Annotated in this window: 14 protein-coding genes; 5 read left to right on the top strand and 9 right to left on the bottom strand. The window is 39.3% G+C overall.

Annotated features, from left to right (window positions below; all coding sequences use genetic code 11):
• Positions 1-76: 76 nt before the first annotated feature.
• The 3 genes from DIZ80_00895 (at position 77) to DIZ80_00885 (ending at position 3,906) form a co-directional block, all read left to right on the top strand.
• Positions 77-1,168 carry an alkene reductase gene (locus DIZ80_00895; GenBank protein RDH86058.1) on the top strand — a complete coding sequence of 364 codons (1,092 nt, stop codon included), beginning with the start codon at positions 77-79 and terminating at the stop codon, positions 1,166-1,168.
• Between the two features lie 153 nt (positions 1,169-1,321).
• Complete coding sequence (locus DIZ80_00890; protein RDH86160.1) at positions 1,322-2,509, top strand: translocation protein TolB; 1,188 nt, start codon at positions 1,322-1,324, stop codon at positions 2,507-2,509.
• A gap of 467 nt (positions 2,510-2,976) precedes the next feature.
• Positions 2,977-3,906: a hypothetical protein gene (locus DIZ80_00885; protein ID RDH86057.1), complete on the top strand. Its 930-nt coding sequence runs from the start codon at positions 2,977-2,979 to the stop codon at positions 3,904-3,906.
• A 116-nt stretch (positions 3,907-4,022) separates the two neighbouring features.
• On the opposite strand, the gene DIZ80_00880 is transcribed toward DIZ80_00885, so the two are convergent.
• Together DIZ80_00880 and DIZ80_00875 are read right to left on the bottom strand one after the other, a co-directional pair.
• A complete protein-coding gene (locus DIZ80_00880) occupies positions 4,023-6,779 on the bottom strand; it encodes a carbonate dehydratase (protein RDH86159.1) in 2,757 nt (918 codons plus the stop codon).
• 139 nt (positions 6,780-6,918) lie between these two features.
• Positions 6,919-7,398 (bottom strand): hypothetical protein, encoded by a 480-nt coding sequence (locus DIZ80_00875; protein ID RDH86056.1) that lies wholly within the window; start codon positions 7,396-7,398, stop codon positions 6,919-6,921.
• Between the two features lie 175 nt (positions 7,399-7,573).
• Here DIZ80_00875 and DIZ80_00870 point away from each other — a divergent pair, with 175 nt between their 5' ends.
• Both DIZ80_00870 and DIZ80_00865 read left to right on the top strand, forming a co-directional pair.
• Positions 7,574-9,169 (top strand): potassium transporter Kef, encoded by a 1,596-nt coding sequence (locus DIZ80_00870; protein ID RDH86055.1) that lies wholly within the window; start codon positions 7,574-7,576, stop codon positions 9,167-9,169.
• Positions 9,170-9,275: 106 nt separating this feature from the next.
• Complete coding sequence (locus tag DIZ80_00865; GenBank protein ID RDH86054.1) at positions 9,276-9,647, top strand: hypothetical protein; 372 nt, start codon at positions 9,276-9,278, stop codon at positions 9,645-9,647.
• Positions 9,648-9,699: 52 nt separating this feature from the next.
• Here DIZ80_00865 and ccoS read toward each other — a convergent pair whose 3' ends face one another.
• The 7 genes from ccoS to ccoO form a co-directional block, all read right to left on the bottom strand.
• Positions 9,700-9,909, bottom strand: a complete 210-nt coding sequence (ccoS, locus tag DIZ80_00860; GenBank protein RDH86053.1) for a cbb3-type cytochrome oxidase assembly protein CcoS — start codon at positions 9,907-9,909, stop codon at positions 9,700-9,702.
• 13 nt (positions 9,910-9,922) lie between these two features.
• Positions 9,923-12,430, bottom strand: coding sequence for a heavy metal translocating P-type ATPase (locus DIZ80_00855; GenBank protein ID RDH86052.1), 2,508 nt, complete (start codon positions 12,428-12,430; stop codon positions 9,923-9,925).
• 115 nt (positions 12,431-12,545) lie between these two features.
• Positions 12,546-13,091: a hypothetical protein gene (locus tag DIZ80_00850; protein RDH86051.1), complete on the bottom strand. Its 546-nt coding sequence runs from the start codon at positions 13,089-13,091 to the stop codon at positions 12,546-12,548.
• A gap of 14 nt (positions 13,092-13,105) precedes the next feature.
• Positions 13,106-14,425, bottom strand: a complete 1,320-nt coding sequence (gene ccoG, locus DIZ80_00845; GenBank protein RDH86158.1) for a cytochrome c oxidase accessory protein CcoG — start codon at positions 14,423-14,425, stop codon at positions 13,106-13,108.
• 701 nt (positions 14,426-15,126) lie between these two features.
• The gene (gene ccoP, locus DIZ80_00840) at positions 15,127-15,975 is read right to left on the bottom strand and encodes a cytochrome-c oxidase, cbb3-type subunit III (protein ID RDH86050.1); all 849 of its coding nucleotides are present in this window, start codon (positions 15,973-15,975) and stop codon (positions 15,127-15,129) included.
• Positions 15,972-16,202 carry a CcoQ/FixQ family Cbb3-type cytochrome c oxidase assembly chaperone gene (locus DIZ80_00835; GenBank protein ID RDH86049.1) on the bottom strand — a complete coding sequence of 77 codons (231 nt, stop codon included), beginning with the start codon at positions 16,200-16,202 and terminating at the stop codon, positions 15,972-15,974. The genes ccoP and DIZ80_00835 overlap by 4 nt, the downstream gene beginning before the upstream one ends.
• Before the next feature lie 12 nt (positions 16,203-16,214).
• Positions 16,215-16,937 (bottom strand): cytochrome-c oxidase, cbb3-type subunit II, encoded by a 723-nt coding sequence (ccoO, locus tag DIZ80_00830; protein RDH86048.1) that lies wholly within the window; start codon positions 16,935-16,937, stop codon positions 16,215-16,217.
• Positions 16,938-16,945: the final 8 nt, after the last annotated feature.

Genomic DNA, 16,945 nt, shown 5'->3' with positions numbered 1-16,945 from the left:
TGAAAGACAATCAAATCGTTATACTGAGTTTAGAATTATTAACTAACCCCTGTTAACGCTTTTTAAAGGAGATCACATGTCGACGTCTCAGTTGTTTACTTCCCTGAAAATGGGTGACCTTAATCTGTCAAATCGGATGGTAATGGCCCCATTAACTCGTAACCGTGCGGGTGAGGGAAATGTGCCTACAGACCTGAACAGGCTTTATTACACTCAGCGTGCCAGTGCAGGTTTATTAATTACCGAAGCCAGTCAAATTTCAGAAACCGCGTTAGGTTACCCGTCTACACCGGGTGTGCATTCAGAAGCGCAAATAAAGGGCTGGAAAAAGATAACGGATGCAGTTCATAAAGAAGGTGGTTTAATCTTTCTACAGTTATGGCATGTAGGTCGTATTTCTCATCCATCGATGTTGCCAGATAACATGTTACCGGTAGCACCGTCGGCAATTCAGCCACAGGGTGATGCGGTTACATATGAGGGTATGCAGCCATTTGTGACACCTCGAGCACTTGAGCTGGGTGAAATACCCGCTTTGGTAGCGGATTATGTCGATGCAGCAAAAAATGCAAAAGAAGCTGGTTTTGATGGAGTAGAGGTTCACTCTGCTAATGGTTACCTGTTAGATGAATTTTTACGTGATGGATCAAATACACGCGATGATATCTATGGAGGCAGTGTAGAAAATCGCATGCGTTTACTTGAAGAAGTGATTAATGCGGTTAAGGAAGTTTGGCCAAGTAAACGAGTTGGCGTTCGATTGTCACCAGAAAACCAGTTTAATGATATTCGAGACTCACAGCCTCAGGTTACATTTAATGCGGTCGTTGATATGTTGAGTAAACATGACCTTGCTTACCTTCATGTATTAGAAGGTGATATGTTGAACGGTGAGCGTAAGGTTGATTACGTTGAGCTTAAGAAACGATTCGGTGGTTTGTATATGGCAAATATGGGTTATACCCGGGCTACTGCAGAAGATGCATTAACACAGGGGCATGCGGATATGATTGCATTTGGCCAGTTGTTTATTGCTAATCCGGACTTACCCGAACGTTTTGCGCAGGGCGCATCGCTTAATGAGCCGGATCAATCTACGTTTTATGGTGGTGATGAAAAAGGTTATACAGATTACCCCGCATTAGAAGTAGATAAAAATATCGTGTAAAAAATTCTTTTAATATTTAGCTAGATGAAGCCCGGTAAATCAGTTATTTTACCTGGGCTTTTTTATGGAAAAGTTCGACCCAATTGATTCATAATACAGCCCATGTTACGGTCAATAAAATCTGATATTAGATTAGTTATTAACTTTATTATTATGAATACACGCAGATCCTTTTTACGTTCGACATTATCTTCATTAGCCGTATTATCCATTGGCTCGTTATTAGGATGCTCTAATAACAGAATCATAAAACCATCATCATCAACTAGTCTGCTTGATGAAGTTGGTGTTTTATTACCACCTGATGAAAATGGCTTAATGTTACCTGATGGTTTTACTTCGCGGGTCATAGCAAATTCAGGTGTAGCTCCTTATTCCGGTTCACCTTTTGTATGGCATGATGCACCAGATGGAGGGGCTACTTTTTTAACTAGTGATGGTGGTTGGATCTATGTATCTAATAGTGAAATAGGGCGTAACCTTGGTGGGGTTAGTTCAATTCGTTTTGATGCGGCTGGTAATATTATAAATGCATATTCAATACTTGATAACTCTAATTTAAATTGTGCAGGTGGAGCAACGCCATGGGGTACCTGGTTGTCCTGTGAAGAAATTAATAGAGGTTTTATCTGGGAGTGTGATCCTTACGGACAAATGATGCCGGTTAAACGGCCCGCGTTAGGTCGTTTTTATCATGAAGCTATTACTGTAGATTTAGAAAGTAATTATCTGTATATGACAGAAGATTTATATGATGGTTGTTTTTATCGGTTTGTACCCGATTCAATTAATAGTAACGGTTATCCGAATTTATCTGCTGGTACGCTGGAAGTCGCAGTGGTTGATTCGGTGCAATTTAAAGTTAACTGGATTCCTGTGCCTGATCCAGAAGCATCAACTGTTGCGACACGTCATCAGGTGGATTCGAGCACAGAATTTAAAGGTGGCGAAGGTATAGTTTATTATAATGGTACTGTCTCTTTTGCAACAAAAGGTGATAATCGTATATGGTCTTATAATACTAAGACGGAAACTCTTTCCGTTGTTTATGATGCGGGTGTAAATCAGAATCCAATTTTGACAGGTGTCGATAATATAACGCTTTCACAGGATGGTGAGCTGGTAGTGAGTGAAGATGGCGGTGATTTGCAGATTGTAGCAATTACTAATTCAAATAAGCTGGTTCCATTAGTTCAGTTGGTCGGACATGAAAATTCAGAAATAACCGGCCCGGCATTTTCACCGGATGGCAAACGATTATATTTTAGTTCTCAACGAGGGGCGAAAGGGGTTTCTAATGATGGCGTCACATTCGAAGTGACAGGTCCATTTCATAGTTAATCTCCTACTCAAACTTGCTACCGTTTGTCTATATAAATAGATAATTAGCATAATATATTTGCTGTTTTATTAATGTAGTTATTTTTATTTTATGTAATAAGTTTTTGAAAAATCAGGAGATATTGTTCTTACCTGTTTTTTTAATAAAGTTTTCTTCATGCCTATTAATCATAATTATCTAATCATCAAGTATTGTAATTTAATATTAATACTCGTTTCTAATATCCTTCTGGCCTCAGATCAGGTGCGGTATATATAAAATTCTGGCTGAATTATTTTGAGAAGTTTTTGATCGATTATGATTGATGAAATACACTTCAAAATTTTCAAAGACAGGGAAGTGACCGCAGCTAATAATATTTCATTAGACTGGTTGCTAACATAGTAGCTGAAGATTCTGAACGATTAAGTAATTATCATAATGTAATTAAAAATTCTCTTACTTAAATTTTTTATGGAGAATATAAATGATAAAACAAACTCTGCTGGCTGCAGGTTTTATATCGATGGCTTTTACAGGTTCAATTTCTGCAAATGAATATATTACCGGTGATATCGGTGATAGCTGGAATTTTTCAGATGATTCGTCTGATTCAATTACTCAATCCTATTACGACTGGAAAAAACATGAAAATTTTTCTTCTATGGGTGAAATGTGGGTTCATGCCAGTAGATGGGATAATGATATCACTGTATGGACACCAGGTACGGGGACTCAAAATTTTGTAAATTTAGATGCTGCTGTAGATACGATTCAAAATGTATCAGATAGCATTTGTAGTAACGGTCAAACTACCGTTGTATCCCGTGGCAGTGAGGTGATAACAGATGCGGGGACATTTACAGATACAGTAGGTGTTTCATGTGGTAGTTATACGACATTGTATTTTGCAAAGAATATAGGGTTTATAAAATCAGCGACTGTATATCCCTGTTTTGCTGCTCCTTGTCCGGAGATAGGTTCAGCCCTGATCAGTTCCAGTCTACTGGGTAGTACAGTGCCACCATCTACAGATAATATTGCTTTGAATGCTTTAGTTGAAGTGAAACAGAGTAACCAGCGTTATGGTACAGCTAATATGAATGACGGTGATGAAACAACATACTGGCGTTCGGGTGTGATGGATAATGATCAGTCAATTAATATGAGGTTAGGCTGGCAGACATTGCAAACCATGAGCACGATCGAAATTGAATGGATTCCAGCAGAGCATGCTCGTGAATTAACTGTCTGGACGTATGATGGCACTGATTGGGTATTTCAAAATACAGTATATCCTGATGATACCACTACAATCATTAATTTGAACGGAGATATAAGTGCAAATTATATTTATCTTGATTTGCGCGATAGTTATGATCGATATTTTGGAATAAAGGAGATTGTTGTTAAATAATCTACTTATAATAAGGCTGACTTCGTTTCTTAAATTTATTTTTTATTGTCTGTAAGTGTTAAGTTTAACAGGCGCTTTCAGATTTGAATCGAAGTTAGCCGTAATGTAATTAATTATTAAATGTCTTTTCGGCGAACTATATACTTTTCTAATTCTACAAGAAACATTACTGATGATGAAACAATAATAATACGTAACCACGTATTTAAATCTATGTTTGTTGTGCCAAATAAATGTTGCATTGAGCCAATGTAGGTAAATCCTATTTGTAAAATTAGTAGTATTGTTATTGCGATTAAAACATAAGGGTTACCGGTTAATCCTGCCCAGTTGAAAATACTATTTTTTAAATAACGGGAATTAAAGAGGTAAAATATTTCAAACATTACTAATGTATTTACAGCGACTGTACGTGCATATTCAATGCTTGCTCCACGATCTAATTCTATTATAAAAAGACCAAATGTTCCGCTCATTAAAATAACTGAAACAAACAGAATACGCCATACAAGATAGGATGTTAACATCGGCTCACTAGCTGCCCGTGGAGGGCGTAACATAACATTTTTTTCAGGTGGTTCAAAAGATAGTGAAAGCGCAAGAGTAACAGCAGTAACCATATTGACCCAGAGAATCTGTACCGGTGTTAATGGCAATTGATGAAAACCGAAAATAATTGCAGCAAGTATAATTAGAGCTTCTCCTCCATTAGTTGGAAGAATGAAAAGGATCGCTTTTTTTAGATTATCGTAAACAGTGCGTCCTTCTTTTACCGCCTGCGTAATGGATGCAAAATTATCATCAGCCAGTACCATTTCGGCGGCTTCTTTTGCTGCTTCCGTACCGTTATAGCCCATGGCCGTTCCAACATCTGCACGTTTTAGTGCTGGCGCATCGTTAACACCGTCGCCTGTCATTGCAACAATTAAGCCTAGCTCCTGCATAAGTTTTACAAGGCGTAATTTGTGTTCGGGGTTAACACGTGCATATACATCAATGTCCTGAACCTGTTGTCGTAACTCATCTTCACTCATTAAATCAATGTCTTCACCGGTCAGTGCATGATTTGTATTAAACAGATTTAACTGTCGCGCAATAGCAAGTGCAGTTGCTCCGTGGTCGCCGGTAATCATCTTTACGCGAATACCAGCATCACTACAGGTTTTAATTGAACTAATAGCTTCATCTCTTGGGGGATCAATCAAACCGAATAAACCGAGCATTATTAATCCATCGTCGACATCATCAAAAGATAGTTCTATCAGTTCATGGTTTGCTGGTTTAAGTGCAATGGCTAATACTCGTTGACCCTGGTGTGCCATTTTTTCTATTTGATTTGACCAGTATGTTTTATTAATTGGCTGATCACCATTAACGGTTTTCTGTTGAGAGCATAATTCGAGAATACGTTCCGGTGCGCCTTTAATAAAGATGAAAGCATCACCTGAGTGGCTGTGGTGAAGCGTTGCCATAAAACGATGTTCAGACTCAAATGGAATAAGATCTGTTCGCGGATACTGTTTTGTTTCAGTTTCAATATCAATTTCGCCTTTCAAACCAGCAATCAGTAAGGCGCCCTCCATAGGGTCACCATGAACAAACCATTCGTTGTTTTTCTGTTCTAATGAAGCATCGTTGCAAAGTACTACAGCTCTAAGTGCTTCAGAAAGAAGCGGGGAATTTTCTGTTGATATGTTTTTATTTGATACCGAAATTGCACCGTGGGGATCATAACCTGTGCCCGCTAGTTCAAACTGATCTTCGGTTGTGACAATGCTGCGCACAGTCATTTCATTTCGGGTGAGGGTGCCTGTTTTATCCGAGCATATTACAGTAACTGCACCTAATGTTTCTACAGCTGGTAAGCGGCGTATAATGGCATTTCGATGCGCCATACGTTGAACACCAATTGCCAGTGTAATGGTCATAATAGCAGGTAAGCCTTCAGGTATGGCTGCAACGGCCAGACTTACAGCGGCGAGAAACATATCTGTATATGCATAATCACGAACAAGTACACCAAAAGCGAAAGTAATAAGCGCAATACCTAAAATCGCTAATGTAAGCCAACGACTAAACTGAGCCATTTGATTTAATAGTGGAGTGGTAACAGAATCGACTTCGGAAACCAGCGTGCTAATACGACCAATTTCTGTTTGTGAACCGGTTGCTACAACAACACCTGTTCCCTGACCATGCGTGATAAGGGTGCCGGAATAAGCCATACATAAGTGATCACCAATCACAGTCTGTTGTGCAACTGTGTCAGTATTTTTTTCTACGGCTAACGACTCACCTGTGAGAACTGATTCCTGTATCTGTAAACCCTTAGTGCGTAACAGGCGTAAGTCAGCGGGTACTTTATCACCCGATTGCAGTAAAACTATATCACCTGGCACCAGCTCTTTTGCGCTAATTGAAACTTGTCGACCATCACGTAATACCATCGCATTTGCCGAAAGCATTTTTTTTATGGCTTTTAATGCGTTCTCCGCTTTACCTTCCTGTACAAACCCAATGACAGCATTAAGAAAAACGACACCAAAAATAACGCTTGCATCAACCCAATGTTCAAGTATGGCTGTTACAATACCAGCCATAATTAATACATAAATAAGCAGATTGTGAAACTGATATAAGAATCGTAAAATTGCTCCGCGTACCTGTACTTCTTCAAGTTGATTAGGACCGTACTTGTCCAGTCTGAGTGATATCTCTTCTCGATTTAAACCATCTGCCGTTGTATCGAGTGAGTTGAGAACGGTTTTTATGTCTTCGGCATGCCAGTTTTTAGATGTCGAAGTATGCTTAGTTGATCGAGTATTATGTTTGTCTTTGCTTTTAAATAAAAGTCGCGTAACAAATGCAGACATTATGAACAGTATGCAGATGCTGAGTAGCCAGCCTGCGAAAGTCATATTAAAATACTCGCTTATCCCTGTACCCATTTATGTACCTTTATGATGGAGTGATTTTAAGTTTCTAAGTAAAAAAGTCGGAAATTAATATGGTTTAATCGTTCATAGATTTATTGCTAATGAGCCAGTAAGTTATCCCTAAGGCTAATACAACAACGCCTGTTGCCAGAACGAACATTGGTGTGATTTCATCGAAGTCAAATATTATTACTTTACGTGAAATAGCCATCAGTGCAGTCGCTACAACTAATCTGACCGGAATAACATTGGTTTTGAGGTAGAGAGTTATATTTATGAAAATTTCAATAGCAATAAGTACCGCTAGAAATGCACCAAATGTAGCGAGGATATCACTGATGCTTAAAAGCAGGAATGGTGGAGCCGTCAGGCGCTGATATAAAACATAAACAACATCCCCCAAACCCCATACAATAACAACAACCATTAATGCCGCTAGCACTTTTACAGCCACACGTATTATTTTATGGAGAAACTCCATAAACTTATCATCAGAATCACCAATAAGTTCATGCCCTGGTTCAGCTGAGAGGACTTTATTATTTTTATCATTCATAACCATATCCTGTTAAGAAACAGTAAAATAACGTTATTACACTATACTCGTAACCTGTATTATGAGTATAGCTACAAATTGTTACTATCAGCTTAATCTAAAGCAAGAATGTCAACTGAACTCTGTGCTTTATTGATGGTGTATATTTAATTTAAAAATAAACGGGAAATAATCCATGGATTTTGAATGGGTTGCAATCGCACTAGGTGATGTTAGCTGGATCTCTCTGGCTTTTCTTCTAGGTTATCTGGCGAAAGTAATTAATCTGCCACCGATGGTTGGTTTTCTGCTCACTGGCTTTGTGCTCAATTATATGGGGTTCACAAGTGGTGAAACGCTGCAGAAACTGGCTGATCTTGGAATCACGCTATTACTCTTTACGGTTGGTTTAAAATTAAACCTGAAAGTGTTGATACGGCGTCAGGTCTGGGCAGTCACCGTACTCCATATATCTACAATTCTTGCAGTTTTTGGTACTGCTATTTTCATTCTGGCAATAATGAATGTATCACTGTTTAGTGGCCTGGATTTCAGGCTTTCATTAATGCTTGCTTTTGCATTGAGTTTTTCCAGTACCGTTTTTGTTGTTAAGTCACTGGAAGAAAAAGGTGAAATGCAATCACTACATGGGCGTATCGCAATCGGTATTCTGGTTATGCAAGATCTGGCAGCGGTTATTTTTCTGGCCGCGTCTACCGGTAAAATTCCTTCCCCCTGGGCTTTGTTGTTATTTCTACTCATTCCAGCTCGTCCAATATTTCATCATTTTTTACAGAAGACAGGGCATGGCGAGTTACTTATTTTATATGGTCTCGTGCTGGCGTTAGGTGGGGCAGAGTTATTTGAGCTGGGTGGCGTAAAAGATGATTTAGGTGCGTTAATTATGGGGGTTTTGATTTCTACTCATCCTAAAACAAATGAGTTAGCCAAATCGATGCTAGGTTTTAAAGATCTGTTCCTGGTTGGTTTTTTTCTTTCTATAGGTATGTCCGGCCTGTTAACGCTTGAAGCGCTCATGATTGGTTTATTGCTCGTACCCTTTATGTTTATAAAATCGGCTCTATTTTTTGCTTTTATGACCCGCTTTAGACTACGTGCACGAACTTCTTTACTGGCAACCCTTAATCTGACTAACTACAGTGAATTTGGTCTTATTGTCGCTGCGATTGGTGTAACAAATGGTTGGATAAGTGCAGAGTGGCTGGTGATTATTGCTATTGCGTTATCCGCGTCTTTTATTATATCTGCGCCTCTAAATGCAATTGATGACAAAATTTACAGTAGGTTTAGAGGCTCTTTATTAAAGTTTCAACGCAAGGAGAGGCTGTCAGACGATCAGTTGCTGGACACTCTCGGTGCCACTATCGCCATTTTTGGTATGGGCAGAGTTGGTAATGGGGCTTATAACAAAATGCGCGAATTGCATGGTGATACCGTCGTCGGCATTGATTTTGATGCCGATAAAGTCAAAAAGCATCAGTTGTCAGGACAGAATGCTCTGTATGGTGATCCGAGTGATGCAGATTTCTGGGAAACAGTTGAAAAGAATCATCATATCGATCTTGTTATGCTGGCATTGCCTAACCTTCAGGCTAACCTTGATGCATTAGAGCAGTTATGCAAGATTTCTTTTACAGGGAGAGTGACAGCAATAGCCCGGTATCCGGATGAGACAGTTTTATTGGAAAAAGCAGGTGCAACGGCGGTATTTAATATATATACAGAAGCGGGTGCGGGTTTTGCCGAGCATGTTGAAAATGAAGCGAACTGAAGGTTTGATGTTTAATCTGCAGTTTAAGTGAGTTCAAAAAAGTTCTGTTATTTAAGTAAGCATTATATAATGGGAACCAGTAATCGTAATTATAGAAGTAAATGTGATGCCACATAAAAACACATGGGAAACTGAAGGTCTTTATAGGGAATTCACAGGTGAAATAAATGGAGATGAAATTTTAGAAGCAAACTTTGAATTGCACTCTAGTCCTGAATTTAATGATATCAAATATATTATTAATGACTTCTTAGGGGTAACCGGTTATTCAATCGAAACAGCCCACACAAAAGCGTATGCAGTTACGGATGAAATGATATCGTTTTCGAAAGGTAAGCTTAAAATCGCACTGGTTGTAAATCAGGAACCGCTTATTGCTTTAGCAAATGGTTATCGTGATCAAATGTTAGGTAAACTATTTGAATGTGAAATATTTCCAGCTATTGAAGATGCTCGAAAATGGGTGCTTAGCGAATAATAGCTAAATAAACACACAGGAAATTAATATTACGCTTTAATATAAAAAGCATCTATTTTTCTTCCTGGTTTTCCTCCTGATTATCCGGTGTCTTTTTTGAGTGGCTATCAGGCAGTAATGGATCATCATCATCCATTAAAATTCGGTTTGCATCGCCTTCAAGATCTTCATATTGACCGCTTTTCACAGACCAGATAAAAATCACTACACCTATTAAGCCCAGGCCTATCATTAAAGGTATTAAACCGTAAATTACGTCCATAACTATCTCAATATTAATCTGTATTTTTAAAAAGTGTTCTTATCCTGGATGCATTACCAATAACGGCTAAAGAGCTAATGGGCATCGCAATGGCGGCAAATAACGGGGTTACAAATGCCATCATTGCCAGTGGTACCATTATAATATTATATGCAATGGACATGCTGATATTCTGCCGAATGGTGCGTAGCGTTCGTTTAGACAGGTCAGCAGCAAGGCGAATTTTATCCAGTTCGTTACTGAGTAATACGATGTCAGCACTCTCCATGGATACATCAGTGCCAGAGCCAATAGCAATGCCTACATCGGCACGAATCAATGCAGGAGCATCATTTACACCATCTCCAATCATTGCTACGTGTTGCCCCTGATTTTGCAGGTTTTGTATTACTTTATCTTTTTCACCGGGTAAAACTTCAGCTATTACATTCATGCCGCCCAGATCATTTGCAACTGCTTCAGCTACCGCCTGTTTATCACCGCTAAGTAACGTTAACTCTATGCCTGAATTTCGTAGATTAGAAATGAGGCTTTTAGCATCGGATCTTAGTTGATCCGCTATCGTTATAAAGCCGATATGTTTATTATCAATGGCAATGTGTACGCAACTAATACCCGTTACTTCCTTATCCGAAGACTGATCTAAATAATCAGTATTGAGTTTAATGTTATGTGTTTCTAATAACTTTGTTGTGCCAACCATTATTAACTGTTGATCAATTTCGCCACTAATTCCATAACCGGGTTTATTGATAACATTTTTAACTCTTTGTGAATCAGGGGTTATGTTGTTGTCTTCGGCATAATTTAAAATAGCGCTGGCAATGGAGTGCTCCGAGAGGCTTTCAAGGTGAGCTACTTTTTCTAATATGGCCTGTTTATCATTAGTTGAAATATTCATATCAGTAATGATTGCTTTTACCCGCATTTTTCCTTCGGTTAATGTACCGGTTTTATCAAAGACAAAATGTTGCACATCAGATAAATATTCAAGGACAGCACCGTTTTTAATTAACAGGCCATTACGTGCGGCTAAACCAGAAGCAACAGCAATAGACATAGGTGTGGCCAAACCAAATGCGCAGGGGCAGGTAATAATTAATACGGATGTGGCTGCTAACAGGGCGTATTCAATGCCGTCATTAAACCAGTAAATAAAAGTTAAACTTGCGAGTAATAAAGTAATGGCTACAAACCAGGGAACAATTTGATCAGCAATGCATTGAATAGGGGCTTTACTGGCCTGGGCTTCTTCAACCAGACTAATAATTTTTCCCAGTGATGTGTTTCGTAGTATTGCAGTTACTTTAACGGTTAAGGCATTTTCTATATTTACAGTGCCAGCGGATAAAATATCTCTGGCCTGTTTTTTAACCGGTGCTGATTCACCGCTTAATAAAGCTTCGTCTACTGATGAAGAGCCTGATGTAATAATCCCGTCAACCGGTACTTTTTCACCGGGTTTAATTAAAATTAACTCATCTTTCTGTATGCTTCGTATAGGTACAATATGGGTTTCATTATCACGTAGAACATGTGCAACTCGAGGTTGTAAGTCCATTAAACGTTGAGTGGCTGAAACAGCATGTCGTTTTGATTTTGCTTCCAGGAAACGCCCGACAAGAATTACGAAAATAAAATTCACAACCGTATCGTAATAAACCTCACCCACGCTGCTCTGGCCCATAGAGTGTGCGATTGTTACAAAAACAGAGTAACTGTATGTGGCGGTTGCACCAATAGCGATAGGCACATCCATGGTGAGATTCAGATTTTTAAAACTGGTCCAGGCACCTTTGATAAATGGCCAGCCGGAATAAAGCAGGGTAGGTGTGGCGAGAATAAAACCGATCCAGTGGAATAGGGATTTATACTCACCTTCATCTGCACCGCTATATAATGCAATTGAAATCCATAACAGATTCATCATGCTAAATGCAGCGAAAGCCATACGTAATAACAGAGCGCGATTCTGTTTCTTAATTGTGCCTTCAGCCGTTTCCGGGTTAAATGGTGTTGCGGAATATCCAATGCTGCCAAGAAATTCAATAATAGATGAAATTTTGTTTTGTGAGTTATCCCAACGAACCATTAAACGTTTATTCGCCAGATTTACTTTTACATCGATAATGCCCGGTTGTTTTGCCAGACTTCGTTCAATTAACCAGACACAGGCTGAGCAGTGAATGCCTTCAACGATTAAATGCATATCACGAATATTACCCAGAGCATTTCCCGTGCCATCCCCATGGTCGTGCACAAATTCGCTTTGTATTTCATCGATGTCGTAAAGTTGGGTTTCCTGAGGAGGCTCAGGAGGAGGGGCGAGTAACTGCCCATCAGGTGTGCGTTGGTAAAATCCTTCCAGACCAGAGTCGTAAATCATTTCACAAACTGAGCTACAGCCGTGACAACAAAATTGCTGGCTCTTTTTCTGAATAATTTTTTCTACACGGTTGTTATCATCTACGGGCAGACCGCAGTGGAAGCATGATGAGTTTTGTGAGGAGGTGTTTTGCATTAAGTATTATTTAATCTGTCATGCTGAGCGAAGCCGAAGGGTCTGGTATCGCAAAGTGGCAGGTATGAGTATGAAAGCAGATTATTCGGCTTCACTCAGCATGACATGATATGGTTTATTCAGTCACAATACTAGCGCGTCTCTTAAAGTCATATTTACTGTCTTCACGCTCAATAACAGTAGTGATTTCCCAGATACCCTTCAATGAGTATGTGACATCAGCTTCATATATGCCTGCATCAACTTCCGATAGCGCGATTTCAAAATCTGCGGAAGCATCTGAAGGGCGATAGGCAATTAGTTTTACTTTTGCAGCGGTTAGCGGCAGTCCTGCTTTATCAACTATGGTTAATCGATAAGGTGTTTTCTTATTGATTACAGGATTGTTTGGAAATGCAGCCTGATATGTCCAGCCAAGTGCTGCACGTGCAGTGCGATACTTAACCAGATTTTCTTCATAGTCTTCAGCGTTTTCATAATAATCTTCATCAACCAGACCGGGGTTGGTAATAAAAGCCAGGCTGATAAAACCAATGTTTACTACCAGTACAACAGCCACTAATGCCAGCCAGCCTAAAACCCAGGGGTTCTTCAAACCTTTAGGGTTGTCCTGTGATATCTTATGGGGGTAAGAATCTTTATTCATACTTAATTCGCTCATGTGTTACCAGATCTTTAATCTAAATATTTAGGGCCGTAGAACATACTTTGATATTCGGTTGAATCATCAAATTCTTCATACGAATCAATCGTAAAGTAAACAGGTGTTCGTGACTTTTTCAAATCCTTTTTAGGAATTGATAAAAAGACTGTAAACGATGTAAGTTTACTGGGTGCCAGTGACATTTTTTCACGAATGCCCTTGGTTGTAATATTATCGGTACCGGTTACTGAAATGCTGACATTCATTACTTTATCAGTTTTATTCAGAATTTTTAATTCATATTTGTTTTGAAAGTCACCACTACTCATTTGTACAAAGAGTGGTTGGCGTTCATGTATTACTTTCAGGTCAAATGTGCCAAGGTGAGTTAAACCATATAAAAGGCCAGTCACAGCAAATGCAATAATACCTAAATAAATTAATACGCGTGGTCGTTTATGTAAAGGTTTGACTTCTATGCCTTTCATTTCATTCATTGATGCATAACGTATCAAACCACGGGGTTTGCCGATTTTATCCATCACTGAGTCACATGCATCAAGACATAAACCACAGGTGATACAGCCTTCCTGTTGGCCGCCACGAATATCAATGCCGGTAGGGCATACGGCTACGCATTGATTGCAGGAAATACAGTCTCCGTTACCCTCAACTACATTGCCTTTTGTCAGTTTTCCGCGGGGTTCGCCACGAGCAATGTCGTAGGTAGGTAAAATAGTTTCAGTATCATACATTACGCCCTGAATACGTGCATATGGGCATAACCAGAAACAGGCCTGCTCACGCATAAATCCAGCGAGTACATAAGTGCCTAGAGTGAATACCAGTAACATAACATATATAAATACACTGGCCTGTAATGTTAATACATCAATCCATAACTGATATGCATCAGTGAACCAGGCAGAGAATGAAAAACCGGTGAGAAAACCGATTGAAAGCCATGCACTATGTTTAATGACTTTAATACGAATTTTTCGAGCATCCCAGGGGGCTTTATCCAGTTTGCGTCGTTTAGCTGGTGAGCCTTCGAGTAATTCTTCTATTTTTGTAAATGCATCTGTCCATATTGTCTGAAAACAGAAATAGCCACAAAATACACGCCCCGCAACCGAGGTAATGGCAGCAAGTAAGATAGCAAAGAATAATAATATTAATGCAAGTAACCACACATCCTGTGGCAGGATAGTAATATCAAATATTTGAAATTTACGATTAGGGATATCAAATAAAACAGCCTGTGAGCCATCCCAGCGAAGGTAGGGGCCAAGAAAAAATATTAACCACGTAGCCGCAGCTTTTAATTTAAGGTCTCGAAATTTACCACCCATACGCTTCGCATGAATAATTTCATCACCGGTATTAACATGCCAGTGATCGGCTTCTTCGTATAATTCTGCCGCGCTTTTTTCGCAATCAGTGTTTTCTTTTGAGACTTTAACGTCCACTCGTTTCTCCGCACAGTTTATATCTTAATAACATCATGTGTATCTTTGTATGGCGCTGTTTTTTTAATCTTATTGTGATGTCCCATCACTTAAAAATATGCATCGTCATTTTCCGCGATTGAGTTGGTGTTTCTGTATTTTAAAATACCAGCTATTGTTATCGGAATCCTATGTGAAACTACGTGAGGATGACGCTTAATTTATTGCCTGTTTTCGTGTCTTACTTTTTTATTTTCACATGATTGATTATGAAGATAAAAAAATATTATCACTATAATAATTATCAATTTACAAGATAAGTAATCTTAAAATCTAAGAGAAAATTCATATTTAAACTATGTAATTTTAAAAGCGTAAAAATAACGAAAGGGGCAAAAGCCCCTTTCGTTATTTAATGATCAACTAGCGCTCAATCATGACTGGGCGGGTGATTAATTATTTTGCGTAGCCAGTATCCAAGGAAACCGATAAACACAACAATACTCAACACTACAGCACCGATTGAACCAATAACTACCGCATCCATCATATACCTCCTCAGGTATTTTTATATTTAAATGGGCAGTAGTTATTCGCTTAATAGCTTATTGACCACCGCCTAGTTTATGTACATAAACAGCTAACTTTTTAATCTCGGTGTCGGATAATTTAGCGCCACCAAATGCTGGCATAACCGCAATACGACTTTGAGAATCAGCTGGATTATTTACACCATATTTTATAGTGTGTTTAATGCTGGAAAGTTGATCTGCCGCAGTAAAACGATAGATACCATCAACCAGATTAGCTGAGCCCATAAATGACAGGCCTTTACCGTCTGCACCATGACAACCAATACAACCTGCTTCTGTATATGAAGCGTTTTCAACTGCTTTTCCTTCAAAAATAGACGTTGAAAGTGCATCAATTTTCTCATCATCAAGCATTGCAGCATGACCCGGCATAATGCCCTGACGTCCAACATTGATTGAAGTTTCAATGTCAGTAATTGTGCCACCATATAACCAGTCATCATCAGCAAGTACAGGGAAACCAACGTTGCCCTGACCACCCGCACCATGACAGGCTGAACAGTTATCACCGAACAGAACTTTGCCTGATGCAGTTACATATTTAGACAGATTGTCATCGGCTAAAATATCAGCAGCTGACATGTCTTTTATTTTATTTTCATAAGGTGCACGTACACTTTCAATTGATTTTAAATCTTCTTTATATTCAGCAATTGAAGTCCAGCCCAGCAAGCCTTTGAAATGTGTATCTATCATTGGCCATGAAGGGTAGAGCAGTGTGTAAACTATTACAAAAATCCAGCTCGCGTGAAAACCGATAGTCCACCAGGTTGGTGGCTCGTTATCTAACTCGCGTAGATCATCGTCCCAGAAGTGCCCGGTGTTATTTTCACCAGGAAATTTATTTTCTTCGTCACTCATTTCTTTGAGTCCCCTTTAGTTGAGGTCGAATGTGTTGAGGTCAAATCATCCATATCATTATCTTCATCAAAGATCATGCTACTTTTTGATTCTAATTTCTCTTTGTTCTTTGGATTAAACGTAGAAACATACGCCCAAACCATTAAAAAGAACACACCAACAGTAATGATGAGGCCAGCCCAGTCATTAAGTGTCATAGCGGCCCAGTCTGTTTGGAGTATGTCCATCGTATATTCCCCTTAGCGGTAGTCTATGTTCTCGTCGAACTTAACCATGGTGCCTAACACCTGCAGGTAATCGACAATTGCATCCAACTCTGTTTTGCCTTCAACTTCTGCAGCAACAGATGCCATATCAGCATCTGTATATGGAGCAGGGTTGATAACCATGTTGCGCATAACTTCCATGTGCTTCGTAGTAAGCTCAGCATCAATTGGATTTTCAGCCAACCATGGATAGTTAGGCATAACAGATTCAGGAACTACGCTTCGTGGCGCTTCAAGATGAAGTTTGTGCCAGTCATCAGAGTATTTACCACCAACACGTGCCAGATCAGGACCTGTACGTTTTGAACCCCATTGGAATGGGTGATCGTAAATAGACTCTGACGCAAGGGAGTAGTGACCATAACGTTCTTTTTCATCACGGAATGGACGAATCATCTGAGAGTGGCAAAGGTAGCAACCTTCACGCAGATAGACTTTACGACCCATTAACTCAAGAGGAGTATAAGGGCGTACGCCATCACCTGCCTGCCAGTCATTCAGGGTTTGACCTTCCTGACGATCCCAGAGAATTTCTTTGTGCTGGTTGTGTTCCATTGTTTCATCGAGATAAAACAACGGTACGATTTCAACCAGGCCACCGATAGATACCAGACCAAGAGTGATCAGTACCATAGCAACGACGTTAGTCTCAAATTTATACTGAATAGGACCAGTTTGATTTTTCTTTTCAGACATTATATGAG

It is taken from the genome of endosymbiont of Galathealinum brachiosum (genome assembly GCA_003349885.1).
Lineage (GTDB): Bacteria > Pseudomonadota > Gammaproteobacteria > SZUA-229 > SZUA-229 > SZUA-229.
Note: the sequence above shows the minus strand (reverse complement) of the source record. Positions and strands in the feature narration are given on the sequence as shown.